Annotated in this window: 11 protein-coding genes; 7 read left to right on the top strand and 4 right to left on the bottom strand. The window is 72.1% G+C overall.

The features are described 5' to 3' along the window. Nucleotides 1-33 precede the first annotated feature (33 nt). Nucleotides 34-1,035 (top strand): 1,4-dihydroxy-2-naphthoate polyprenyltransferase, encoded by a 1,002-nt coding sequence (locus tag BIU97_RS14705; protein WP_071298030.1) that lies wholly within the window; start codon nucleotides 34-36, stop codon nucleotides 1,033-1,035. 27 nt (nucleotides 1,036-1,062) lie between these two features. On the opposite strand, the gene BIU97_RS14700 is transcribed toward BIU97_RS14705, so the two are convergent. Further along, nucleotides 1,063-1,398, bottom strand: a complete 336-nt coding sequence (locus BIU97_RS14700; RefSeq protein ID WP_071261157.1) for a DUF4229 domain-containing protein — start codon at nucleotides 1,396-1,398, stop codon at nucleotides 1,063-1,065. Between the two features lie 64 nt (nucleotides 1,399-1,462). On the opposite strand from BIU97_RS14700, the gene BIU97_RS14695 reads away from it, so the two are divergent. Beyond that, nucleotides 1,463-1,822: a PLDc N-terminal domain-containing protein gene (locus BIU97_RS14695; protein WP_071261159.1), complete on the top strand. Its 360-nt coding sequence runs from the start codon at nucleotides 1,463-1,465 to the stop codon at nucleotides 1,820-1,822. Continuing rightward, on the top strand, nucleotides 1,815-3,563 hold the full coding sequence (gene menD / locus BIU97_RS14690) for a 2-succinyl-5-enolpyruvyl-6-hydroxy-3-cyclohexene-1-carboxylic-acid synthase (protein WP_071298072.1): 1,749 nt from the start codon (nucleotides 1,815-1,817) through the stop codon (nucleotides 3,561-3,563). Before BIU97_RS14695 ends, menD begins: the two co-directional genes overlap by 8 nt. Before the next feature lie 240 nt (nucleotides 3,564-3,803). Here menD and BIU97_RS14685 read toward each other — a convergent pair whose 3' ends face one another. Next, nucleotides 3,804-5,063 (bottom strand): isochorismate synthase, encoded by a 1,260-nt coding sequence (locus BIU97_RS14685; RefSeq protein ID WP_071298029.1) that lies wholly within the window; start codon nucleotides 5,061-5,063, stop codon nucleotides 3,804-3,806. A 207-nt stretch (nucleotides 5,064-5,270) separates the two neighbouring features. Here BIU97_RS14685 and BIU97_RS14680 point away from each other — a divergent pair, with 207 nt between their 5' ends. The 4 genes from BIU97_RS14680 to BIU97_RS14665 all read left to right on the top strand — a co-directional run bounded on the left by BIU97_RS14680 (nucleotide 5,271) and on the right by BIU97_RS14665 (nucleotide 9,738). Next, complete coding sequence (locus BIU97_RS14680) at nucleotides 5,271-6,059, top strand: demethylmenaquinone methyltransferase (RefSeq protein ID WP_071261161.1); 789 nt, start codon at nucleotides 5,271-5,273, stop codon at nucleotides 6,057-6,059. A gap of 31 nt (nucleotides 6,060-6,090) precedes the next feature. Beyond that, nucleotides 6,091-7,167: a polyprenyl synthetase family protein gene (locus tag BIU97_RS14675; protein WP_071298028.1), complete on the top strand. Its 1,077-nt coding sequence runs from the start codon at nucleotides 6,091-6,093 to the stop codon at nucleotides 7,165-7,167. Between the two features lie 79 nt (nucleotides 7,168-7,246). Next, nucleotides 7,247-8,617: an FAD-dependent oxidoreductase gene (locus BIU97_RS14670; RefSeq protein ID WP_071261165.1), complete on the top strand. Its 1,371-nt coding sequence runs from the start codon at nucleotides 7,247-7,249 to the stop codon at nucleotides 8,615-8,617. 5 nt (nucleotides 8,618-8,622) lie between these two features. Continuing rightward, entirely contained in the window at nucleotides 8,623-9,738 is a 1,116-nt protein-coding gene (locus BIU97_RS14665) for a heparan-alpha-glucosaminide N-acetyltransferase domain-containing protein (RefSeq protein ID WP_071298027.1), read from the top strand. Nucleotides 9,739-10,142: 404 nt separating this feature from the next. Here BIU97_RS14665 and cls read toward each other — a convergent pair whose 3' ends face one another. Together cls and BIU97_RS14655 are read right to left on the bottom strand one after the other, a co-directional pair. Next, complete coding sequence (gene cls / locus BIU97_RS14660; protein ID WP_071261169.1) at nucleotides 10,143-11,603, bottom strand: cardiolipin synthase; 1,461 nt, start codon at nucleotides 11,601-11,603, stop codon at nucleotides 10,143-10,145. Nucleotides 11,604-11,640: 37 nt separating this feature from the next. Beyond that, nucleotides 11,641-12,129 (bottom strand): YajQ family cyclic di-GMP-binding protein, encoded by a 489-nt coding sequence (locus BIU97_RS14655; RefSeq protein ID WP_071261171.1) that lies wholly within the window; start codon nucleotides 12,127-12,129, stop codon nucleotides 11,641-11,643. Nucleotides 12,130-12,233 lie beyond the last annotated feature (104 nt).

Below are 12,233 nucleotides of genomic sequence, written 5' to 3'. Positions count from 1 at the left end.
GAGCCCGGCGCCGCCGGGTCGCGGATAGGATCGATGGTCGTGGCACGAACGAAGAACGCGACCCAGAAGAAGGGCCGGTCCGGCAACCCGGCGAAGGCCGCTGCCCCCCAGCGCGCGAAGGGCGGTGCGACGGCTCGCGACTGGATCGGCGGTGCCCGCCTCCGCACCCTGACGCTCGGCGTGGTGCCGGTGGTGCTCGGCACCGCGGTCGCGTTCGTCGACAGCACGACCCCCGGTGACTTCGGCTCGTGGATCGGGCAGGACGGGCACCTCACCATCGCCCTGCTCGCCCTGGCGGTCGCACTGTTCCTGCAGATCGGCGTGAACTACAGCAACGACTACTCGGACGGCGTCCGGGGCACCGACGAGTTCCGCGTCGGACCGGCCCGCCTGACCGGTGCCGGGATGGCGAAGCCGCGGACGGTCCTCACCGTCGCCCTGACCTTCTTCGGGCTCGCGGCCGTCGCCGGACTGGTCATCGTCGTCCTCACCCAGTTGTGGTGGCTGCTGCTCGTCGGTGCCGCCGCGATCGTCGCGGCGTGGTTCTACACCGGCGGCAAGAAGCCCTACGGGTACAACGCCCTCGGTGAGGTCTTCGTGTTCGTCTTCTTCGGACTCGTCGCCGTCCTCGGCACGCAGTTCGTCCTCATCGAGCAGGTGACGGTCAGCGGGTGGGCGGCCGCGGTCGCGGCCGGGTCCTTCGCCTGCGCCGTGCTCATGGTGAACAACATCCGCGACATCGACGAGGACACCGCGGCCGGCAAGCGCACGCTCGCGGTCGTGGTCGGCCGACCGGTCGCCCGCGTGCTCTACGGCCTGTTCCTGATGCTGCCGTACGTGGTGCTGCTCTGGTTCGTGCTGCTCTACTTCCGCAGCGGGTTCACGTACTTCTCGCTGCTGCTGGCCCTGCCGGCACTCGTGATCGGGGTGACCTCGCGGAAGCCCCGAGAGCTCATCACCGCGCTGCAGCTGTCCTCGTTCGCGTCGCTCGTCTTCGGCGTCGTGCTCGGCACCACCCTGGCCGTCCAGCCCTGAGCGGCGCGGCCGGCCGCGCCTGACGGGTCAGCGGGCGCCGTCGTCCTTCCGCGCCGCGTGCCGGTCGGCGTCGGAGACCGGACGCACCTCGGGCGCGAACCGCTGGTCGGCGGCCGAGGCGTCGACGACGCCGTCCTCGAAGTCGGAGTCCGCGTCGGCGGCCGGCGCGGTGCGGCGGTTCGCCAGGCTCGTCGCGACCTGCGTGCGGAGCCGCGCCAGTGCGATGTAGGAGACGAGCAGCCCGACGAGCGCGGCGACGATCGTCGCCCAGTACCACGGCATCGGGGTCAGCGCGAGGAGCAGCACCAGGGCTGCCGCGAAGATGCCGAGCCGGGCGAGGGTGTACAGGAGCCACGCTTTCACGCGGCAAGTCTACGGACGGTCGGCGGGCAGGACGATCACAGGGTCGGCTCCTAGACTCGCCGGCATGGTCCGACTGTGGTTGATCGTCGCCGTGGCAGCCGTCGCCTTCACGGTGTACGCGGCCATCGACTGCGCCACCATGCCCCGTGAGCGCATCCGCTCCCTGCGGCGCGGCATCTGGATCCTCCTCGTGATCGTCCTCCCCGTGCTCGGCGGACTGCTCTGGTTCCTGCTCGGCCGCGCACCGGCGACCGACCCCGGCACCGGGCGCCGGTACCGTGGACCGGAAGACGACCCGGACTTCCTCGGCGGCACGCCTGCGCCGGGCTCCACCCTCACGGACAAGGACCAGGACGACGCCACCCTCCGAGACCTCGAAGACCAGTTCCACGACCGCGACGACGACGGCCGCGCCGATCGCTGACGGCCCCGTCGGGTCGGGCAGCCCGGCGACCGACGCCGCGCTGGCGCTGCTGCAGGAACTCGCCCGCGCCGGCGTGACCGACGTCGTCGTCAGCCCGGGTTCGCGCTCCCAGGCGCTCGCCCTGGCCGCCGTCGCCCTCGAGCGTGCCGGCGGCATCTCCGTGCACGTGCGGCTCGACGAGCGCACCGCAGGGTTCTTCGCCCTCGGCCTCGCGGTCGAGAGCAACCGGCCGGCCGCGGTCGTGACGACGTCGGGCACGGCCGTCGCGAACCTGCACCCCGCCGTGCTCGAGGCGCACCACTCGGGCGTCCCGATGATCGTGCTCAGCGCCGACCGCCCCGACGAGCTCCGGGGGATCGGCAGCAACCAGACCACCGTCCAGCCAGGGATCTTCGGCCCGGCCGTGCCGTTCGTCCGCGACGTCGAGGCCCCGTCCGCGCACCGTCTCGACGAGTCCGCGCGCACCGCGCTGCGCACCCTCGCGCGACAGGCCGTGGCGGCCGCCGCCGGACACACCGGCCAGCCGGGTCCGGCGCAGCTCAACGTGGCCTTCCGCGAACCGCTCTCCGCCGGGCTCCCGGACGAGGGCGTCGACGGCGTCCCCGACGACGAGGTCGACCTGGCACACGCCACCCGTCGTGCACACACCGGCCTGCCCGTCGCGGACCTCACGCCCGACGACGAGCCGGCCACCGTGGTGATCGCCGGGCACGACGCCGGCGAGGACGCCGAGCGCATCGCGTGGGAGCTCGGAGCGCCGCTGCTCGCCGAGGTGACCAGCGGCGCGCGCTTCGGCCGGAACCTCGTCATCACCTACCGCGAACTGTTGCGCGACGCGGCGTTCGGCGGCGCGGTGCGCCGCGCCGTGGTGCTCGGGCACCCGACGCTCAGCCGCGAGGTCCCGGCACTCCTGCAGCGCGCCGACGTGGAGACGATCGTGGTCCGCGGACACACGGCCGACCCGTTCGACCCGGCCCGTGCCTCCCGTCCGGACGCCGCGACCACCTTCGTGTCCGAAGTCCGTGTGACGGGCCGCACCCGGCCGGAGCACCGTGCGTGGGTCGGCCGGTGGGTCGGCGCGAGCCGACGGGTGCTCGGAGACGGCGACGCCGGCCCGGACCTCGACGCGAAGCGCTCGGCCGACCGCGCCGAGCGGAACAAGTTCCTCCGTGACGAGGTCGCACTCCGTCGCCGACCGGTCGACCGGGTGATGCTCGCCGAGGCCGTCTGGGGGGTGACGTGGCCGCACGACCGGCTCGTCCTCGGCGCCTCGCAGCTCATCCGCGAGGCCGACGCCCGCGTGCTCGGCAAGAAGATCCGGGTGCACGCGAACCGCGGCCTCGCCGGCATCGACGGGACCGTCTCGACCGCGCTCGGCATCGCGGCGGCGCTCGAGCGGTCCTCGGCGTCGGTCGGCACCACACGCGTGCTGCTCGGCGACCTGACGCTGCTGCACGACCTCGGCGCGTTCGTCACCGGCACCGAGGAACCGACGCACCGGGTGCAGGTCGTCGTCGGCAACGACCACGGCGGCGCGATCTTCCGCGGGCTCGAGGTCGCGAAGACCACGCCGGACGCCGACATGCGACGGATGATGTCGACGCCGCAGCACGTCGACGTCGAACGGGTCGTCACCGGGCTCGGGTGGGAGTACCGCCGGGCAGCGACCTGGGGCGACCTGGAGCGCGTGCTCACCGACCCCGCCGAACGCGTGGTGATCGAGGTCCCGCTGGTCGACTGACCGGGGATGCCCGGCGGAGCGTCGCACCGTCACTGCGCGCCCGGGTGCGATCCGGCAGCACCGCGCCCGCTCACAGCCGTCGCGCCCCGGTGAGTCGGGGCGCGACGGCCGTACCGGGGCGCGGACCGCACGGAGCCTCCGACTGAGCGGCGGTCCACGCGGGCCGTGGCGTCTCGCCCAGCCGCACCGCGTCGGGCCGCGGCCGACGTGACGGGCGTGCGCCGCGCCTCCCGGCCGTCGTCAGGCCAGGGCGTCGGCGATCGGGCGGAACTTCAGGGCGGTCTCGGCGACCTCGCGCGCCGGGTCGGACCCGGCGACGATCCCGGCGCCGGCCCACGCGCGAACCGTGCCGTCGTCGTCGATGCGGGCGCTCCGCAGGGCGAGCATCCACTCGCCGTCACCCGTCGCGCTCATCCAGCCGACGGGCCCGGCGTACCGCCCGCGGTCGACGCCCTCGAGCTCGGCGACCAGGCGCACGGCGACGTCGGTCGGCGTGCCGGCGACCGCGGCCGTCGGGTGCAGGGCGTCCGCCACGTCGAGCGAGGTCGTGTCCGGCGGCAGCGTCGCCTGCACGTCGGTCGCCAGGTGCCACAGGTTCGGCAGCTGCAACCGGAACGGCTCGGCATCGGCCCGCAGGTCGGTCGCGAGCGGCCGGAGCGCCGCGAGCAGGCTGTCGATCGCGAAGGCGTGCTCCTCGACGTCCTTCGCGCTCGACGCGAGGGCCTCGGCCGCGGCGCGGTCGGAGACCTCGTCGTCGCCGCGCGCCGCGCTGCCGGCGAGCACCCGGGCGGTCAGTCGGGTGCCGTCCGTCCGCGCGAGGGTCTCCGGCGTCGCCCCGACGAGCCCGTCGACGGCGAACACGACGCACTGCGGGTAGGACGCCGCGAGGTCGAGGAGCACCGCACGCCGGTCGGCGCCGTCGGGCAGGGTGCCGACCAGGTCGCGCGCGAGCACGACCTTCTGCGCCTCACCGGCGACGATCCGGTGGACGGCCTCGTCGACGGCGGCGGCGTACGCGGCCTCGTCGGTGTGTCCGGCCCGCAGCGCGACGGACACGTGCGGTCCGACGAGGGGGACGGGCACCGAGGTGCGCGAGAACGCGAGCGGCTCGGCGCCGGCGGTCGTGTCGATCGCGGTGAGCCAGGCCTTGCCCCGGCGACGGCCGATGACGACACGCGGCACGATGAGCACGCTCTCCTCTGCCGAGTCGTCGGCGAAGGCGAACGACCCGAACGCCACCAGGCCGGAGCCGCGCAGCTGCACCGGGTCGTCCACGGTCGCGGACGCGACGACGGCGCGCCAGGCGGCCGCCGCGTCGCGCATCCGGTCCGGGCCGGTGAAGGTGAACCGGAGCGCCTCGCCGATGCCGGCGATGCCGTCGCCGTTCCGGACGAAGGCGAGCGGACGGTCGCGGAGGGTGTGTCGGAGGACGGCGCCCGGGTCGTCGAGGATCCGGGTCGAGACCGTCAGCGGGGGCGCCGCCGTGGTGGTTCGGGTCACGGGTCCGATGCTACGCGCGGACGGCGACAGGCCCGTGCGCCGTCGGCGACGGGGCCGTGCGCGGTCGGTGACCGGGCCGTACGCGGTCGGTGACGGGGCCGTGCACGGGCGGTGTCCCGGCTCCGCGACCGCCCGACGTCCCGCGCGCACCGCCCGGGTCGCTGCGAGTCCGGTGAACGTCCGGCCGGGACCTCTAGGATCGTTGGTGTGAGCAGAGCGGACCTGAACAAGCGGCCGGACGAGGTGGCGGCGATGTTCGACGACGTCGCGGCCAAGTACGACCTCACGAACGACATCCTGTCGGCGGGCAACGCCCCGCTGTGGCGCGTCGCGACGGTCCGGGCGATCGACCCGCAACCCGGCGAGAAGGTGCTGGACATCGCGGCCGGCACCGGCACGAGCGCCGCTGCCTTCGCGAAGAAGGGTGCCGAGGTCACCGCACTCGACCTGTCGGCCGGCATGATCGCCGTCGGGCGTGAGCGTCACCCCGAGATCACCTTCGTCGAGGGCGACGCCGAGCGCCTGCCGTTCGACGACGACACCTTCGACGCCGTCACGATCTCGTTCGGCCTGCGCAACGTCAACGACCCGAAGCAGGCGCTCGCCGAGATGCTCCGGGTCCTCAAGCCCGGTGGCCGCGTCGTCATCTGCGAGTTCTCGACGCCGCCGCGTGCGCTGCTGCGCGTCGGCTACGGCACCTACCTCAAGCGGGTGCTCCCCGGCATCGCCCGGCTGTCGAGCAGCAACCCGGCCGCCTACCGCTACCTCGCCGAGTCCATCGACGCGTGGCCCGACCAGCAGGTCCTGACCCAGTGGCTGCGCGGCGTCGGGTTCTCCGTGGTCGCCTACCGCAACCTCACCGCCGGCATCGTCGCACTGCACCGTGGGCGGAAGCCCGTGGCCGACACGGTCCGCGAGTCGGCAGCACGACGCGCGAAGGCGCGCCGCGACCACCAGGCCACCGGCGAGCAGCCGCGCGTCGACCCCGCCGACTGACCGGTCCGACCACCCGAAGACGGAGCAGCACTTGAACCCGAGCGTCCCGGTCGCACGTCGTGCACCGAGCCTGCGCGCCTCGCTGGGCATCGGCGAGCGGTTGTTCGCCACGCCCGCCGACCGCCGCTTCATCGCGGCCGTCGACGACGGACTCGAACTCGTCGAACAGGGCCTCGAGGACGCCATGCGCTCCACCGACACCCTGGCAGACACCACCAGCCGTTACCTGTTGTCGGCCGGCGGCAAGCGCATCCGTCCGACGCTGACGCTCCTCATCGCGCAGCTCGGCAACGGCGTGACCGACGCCGTGGTGAAGGCCGCCGTCAGCATCGAGACGACCCACCTCGCGTCGCTCTACCACGACGACGTGATGGACGAGGCACCCGTCCGCCGCGGCGTGCCCGCCGCACAGATCACCTACGGCAACAACGTCGCGATCCTGACCGGCGACCTGCTCTTCGCCCGCGCCAGCCTCATCACGGCCGACCTCGGCACCGAGGGCATCCGGATGCAGGCGGAGACCTTCCAGCGTCTCTGCATGGGCCAGCTGCACGAGACCACGGGGCCGCAGCCCGACGACGACCCGGTGCAGCACTACATCCAGGTGCTCAGCGACAAGACCGGTTCGCTCATCGCCACCGCGGCGCGCGCCGGAGTGATGTTCTCCGGCGCGGACCGCTCGTACCTCGACGCGGTCGGCACCTTCGGCGAGAAGGTCGGCGTCGCCTTCCAGCTCGTCGACGACGTCATCGACCTCGCGCCCGCCACCGACAAGACGGGCAAGATCGCCGGCAACGACCTGCGCGCCGGCGTCGACACGCTGCCGCTGCTGCAGCTCCGCCGGCTCGCCGCCACGGACCCGTCCGCGCACGACCTGGTCGAGCGCATCGACCGTGACGTCAACGGCGCCCCGGACGACGCCGTCGGCTCGGAGCCGTACCAGTCCGCCGTCGCCGCGCTCCGCGAGCACGAGGCCACCGCGGCGACGCGCGCGGTCGCCGTGGCCTGGGCGCACGAAGCCGTCGACGCGCTCGCCCCGCTGCCGGACGGCACGGTGAAGAAGGCGCTGACCCGCTTCGCCGAGTCCGTCGTCGACCGCAGCCGCTGAACACCGTCCGCGTCGGCACCGCACGGTGGCCGAGCGGACGCACCCGGGAACCCCCACCCGAACGAACTGGAGACGAACAGTGCCCACCCTCCGACTCGCCATCGTCGGCGCCGGCCCCGCCGGCATCTACGCCGCGGACATCCTGCTGCGCGAAGCCCGCGGCCACGACGTGTCGATCGACCTGTTCGAGCAGCTCCCCGCCCCCTACGGCCTGGTCCGGTACGGCGTCGCCCCGGACCACCCGCGCATCAAGGGCATCATCAACGCCCTCCGCGACGTGCTGGACAGCGGCGTCGTCCGGCTGTTCGGCAACGTCCGGTACGGCGAGGACATCACCCTCGACGACCTCAAGAAGCACTACAACGCGGTCGTGTTCTCGACGGGTGCGATCAAGGACGCCGACCTCGACATCCCCGGGGTCGACCTCGAGGGCTCGTACGGCGCAGCCGACTTCGTGAGCTGGTTCGACGGCCACCCCGACGTCCCGCGCACCTGGCCCCTGACGGCCGAGAGCGTCGCGGTGATCGGCGTGGGCAACGTGGCCCTCGACGTCTCCCGCATGCTCGCGAAGCACGCCGACGACCTGCTGCCCACCGAGATCCCGGACAACGTCTACCAGGGCCTCAAGGCGAGCCCGGTCACCGACGTGCACGTCTTCGGCCGCCGCGGCCCGGCGCAGGTCAAGTTCACGCCGCTCGAGCTCCGCGAGCTCGGCGAGGTCCGCGACGTCGACATGATCGTCTACGACGAGGACTTCGACCACGACGAGGCGTCGAAGACCGCGATCGCGACGAACAAGCAGGTCATGGTGATCAACCGCGTGCTCGAGCAGTGGCGCACGCGCGAGACCGGGCAGGCGAGCCGACGGCTGCACCTGCACTTCTACGCGAAGCCCGTCGAGTTCGTCGGCGAGGACGGCACGCTGACGGCCATCCGGTACGAGCGCACGCGGCCGAACGGCCAGGGCGGCGTCGAGGGCACCGGTGAGATCCGCGAGATCCCGATCCAGGCCGCGTACCGTGCCGTCGGGTACTTCGGTTCCCCGCTGCCCGACGTGCCGTTCGACGAGCGTCACGGCGTCATCCCGAACCACGAGGGCCAGGTCCTCGACGACGACAACCAGCAGATCCCCGGCGTCTACGCGACCGGCTGGATCAAGCGCGGTCCGGTCGGCCTCATCGGGCACACGAAGTCCGACGCGATGGAGACCGTGCAGCACATCGTCACGGACCAGGCGAGCTGGTGGACGCCGGAGGACCCCTCCGACGAGGCGATCCCGGCCCTGCTGCGCTCGCGCGGCGTCGAGTACACGGACCTCGACGGCTGGCACCACCTCGACACCCACGAGCAGGCACTCGGCGCTGCCGAGGGTCGCGAGCGGATCAAGGTCGTGCCGCGCGACGAGATGATCGACGTCTCGCTCGGCCGCGTCGACGTGCCGAGCAACTGACCACGATGACCGACACGCGCCCCGTCCCGCTCCGAGCGGTGCGGGGCGCGTCCGTCTGCGCCGTGCGGCTGCAGGGGGTCGACGTCGCGCGGGCGATCGCCCTGCTCAGCATGATGGCCGCGCACATCGGCGACATCGCCGACGCGCTCGACTGGACGGACCCGGCCACGTGGTCCGCGGTCGCGCACGGCCGGCCCTCCACCCTGTTCGCGGTCCTCGCCGGGGTGTCGATCGGCCTGACGAGCGGCCGGACCGAACCGCCGGGACCCCCGACCATCGGACGGGTCCGCGCCCGGCTCGCGATCCGTGCGGTCGCGGTCGTCCTCATCGGCTTCGCGCTCATGGCGCTCGACACCCCGGTCTACGTGATCCTGCCGACCTACGGTGCGCTGTTCCTGCTGGTGGTGCCGGTGCTCCGCCTCCGTCCGGCGGCACTGCTCACCATCGCCGCCGTCTGCGCGCTGCTGTCACCCCTCGTCGCGCTGGCGATCGCCCCCGCCTACTCGGGCGCCGACATGATCGGCGTCCAACTCGGTCTGGTCTACCCGGTGGTCACGTTCCTGGCGTACGTGCTGGTCGGTCTCGCGGTCGCGCGCAGCGGCCTGGAGGCCCGGGGCCGGCAGGTCGCGCTCCTCGCGTCCGGCAGCGTGGCCGCGGTCGTGGCCTCCGTCGCCGGTGCGCTCCTGGCGCCGACCCCTCCCGACGCTGCGTGGGCGTTCCCCGGTGTGCCGTACGCGGGCGAGGGCTCCACGCCCGCCGAGGCCCTCGCGCAGCTCTTCCTGTCGCCGCGCGACCACTCGTCGTCGATCGTCGACGTGGTCGGGACCACCGGTGTCGCGGTCGCCGTCATCGCACTCTGCACCCTGGTGTTCGACGGGCACGGCCGAACCGCCGAGCGCATCGCGTTCCCGCTCGCCGCGGTCGGGTCGATGCCGCTGACGATCTACTCGGGGCACCTCGTCGTCATCGCGCTGCTACCCGAGTACCCGGAGTCCGGCGAGGCGTGGGTCTGGTTCGCCCTCGGTTCCGTGGTGTTCGCGATGCTCTGGCGTCGGTTCCTCGGGCGCGGCCCATTCGAGCGTGTGGTGGGTGCCCTGGCCAGCCTGGTCCCGGTGCGCTGACCCACCCGGTCGGCGCGGCAGTCCGCAGTGGACGTGAGCGGCTGCCGGGCTGGTGGTGGCCTGCCGGTCGGGTGCCGCGCCTCCCGGCTGTCCGGACGTTCCGTCCCATCGCGCGCGACGTGGAGAGAAGAATCGCGCGTTGGGGGACGGAACTTCCGCCCTCCTATGCGCGGAAGACCTGACCACGCGCGGAACTGCCACCCGCGCGCGGAACTGCCCCCGCGCGTCACCCGCCCCCGCACGTTCCGTCCCATCGCGCGCGACGTGGAAAGAAGAATCGCGCGTAGGGGGACGGAACTTCCGCCCTCCTACGCGCGAAAGACCTGACCACGCGCGAAAGACCTGACTACGCGCGGAACTGCCACCCACGCGCGGAACTGCAACCACCGCGCGCTCCCGCGCCGCTACTGCAGCGCCGCCGTGAGCCGCGCGACGTTGTCGAGCACCTGCGAGCGGCGCGGCCGGTCGAGCCAGGCGTCGAGCGTCAGCTCGAAGCTGTGCTCCTTGTAGGCCTGCTGCACCTCGCGCAGCGCGTCGACGAAGCGGTGGCCGCGGACCATCACGGAGACCTCGAGGTTCAGGCTGAAGGACCGCATGTCCATGTTGCTCGAGCCGATGACCGAGACCTCGTCGTCGATCGTGAAGTGCTTCGCGTGCAGGATCGTCGGGGCGCGGTACAGCCAGATGCGGACACCGGCGCGCAGGAGCGCCTCGTAGTAGGACCGCTGCGCGTGCCAGGTCATCGCGTGGTCGCCGAGCTCGCCGACGAAGAGCTCGACCTCGACGCCGCGCTGCGCGGTCGTGGTGATCGCGTAGAGCATCGAGTCGTCCGGCACGAAGTACGGCGAGGTGATCGACACCTTCTCCTGCGCCGAGTACAGCAGCGCGTTGAACAGGCGCAGGTTGTTCTCGCCGTCGAAGCCGGGGCCGGACGGCACGACCTGGCAGTCGAGCGCGTCACCGCGGTCGGCGCGCTGCACGGGATCGCTCTCGCGCAGCAGCAGTTCGTCGGTCTCGCTGTACCAGTCGGTGACGAACAGGGCGTTGAGGCCGGCGACGACCGGGCCCTCGAACCGGGCGAACAGGTCCTTGTAGACCATGCCCTTCTCGATGTGCGACTTGAGGTCGTACGAGGCGTCGATCAGGTTCTGCGACCCGGTGAACGCCACCGAGCCGTCGATGACCATGATCTTCCGGTGGTTGCGCAGGTCGGGGCGCTGGAACTTCCCCTGCAGCGGCAGCAGCGGGAGCATGAGGTGCCACGCGATGCCGGCCTGGTCGAGGAACGCGAGCGTGTCCTTGTAGCCCGGGTAGCCGCGGCTGGCCCAGTGGTCGAGCAGGAACCGGACGGTGACGCCGCGGGCCTGCGCCCGGGCGAGGGCGTCGAAGAACGGGCGCGTGGTGTCGTCGAGGGTGGCGATGTAGAACTCGACGTGCACGAACCGTCGGGACTGGTCGATCGCCCGGGTCATCTCGGCGATGGACTCCACCGAGTCCGGGTAGAGCTCCGCGGAGTTGCCGCCGACGAGCGGCATGGCACCGAGCTCCCGGTTCAGCCGGGTGACCCCTTCGAGCCAACCCGGCCACGGGTGGTCACGGCGGACCCGCTCGATGCCCTCGGTCTGCTCGAGGATGTACGCGTTGATCTCGGTCTGCTTCTCGCGGCGGGCGCGGGGCAGTTTCGTCGACCCGATGACGAGGAAGACGATGAAGCCGATGTAGGGGATGAGGAAGATCGCGAGCAGCCATGCGGTCGCGGTCTGCGGCTTGCGGTTGATCGGGACGTAGATGATCGAGAAGACGCGGATCGCCAGGTCCAGCAGGACGAGCAGGACGGTGATCGCGACGGTGAGCCAGTGCTCCACGGGGTGCCGGTGTCGGTCGTCGTTCGGGCGCTGCGCGTCAGCGGAAGTTGATGTACTGCAGCGGCACGTCGAACTCTTCGCCCTTGAGGAGCTGGATCGTGTTCTGCAGGTCGTCGCGGCTCTTCGAGGAGACCCGGAGCTCGTCGCCCTGGATCTGGCTCTTCACGGTCTTCGGGGCGTTGGCCCGCAGGAACGCGCCGATCTTCTTCGCGACGTCCTGCTCGATGCCGTTCTTGAACTTCACCTCGATGCGGTACTCCTTGCCCGAGGGGTAGGGGTCGCCGGCGTCGAGGCTCTTCAGGCTGATGTTGCGCTTGATCGCCTTGCTCTGCAGGACGTCGAGGACGGCCTTCGCGCGCTCTTCCGAGTTCGCCTTGATGAGGACGTCCTCGCCGCTGAACGCGATCGACGCGTCGGCACCCTTGAAGTCGTACCGCTGTTCGATCTCCTTGGCGGCCTGGTTGAGGGCGTTCTCCGCCTCCATCTTGTCGACCTTGCTGACCACGTCGAAGGAACTGTCTGCCATGCGGGACAGCCTATCTGCGGACAGGAGGCCCGGTTCCAGCCCGTCGGATCGGCTCACGTGGTCACGACCACCGTCTCGGATCGGCTATGCTCTTGTGCGCGCCT

The sequence above is a fragment of the Curtobacterium sp. MCBA15_009 genome, from assembly GCF_001864895.1.
GTDB lineage: Bacteria > Actinomycetota > Actinomycetes > Actinomycetales > Microbacteriaceae > Curtobacterium.
Note: the sequence above shows the minus strand (reverse complement) of the source record. Positions and strands in the feature narration are given on the sequence as shown.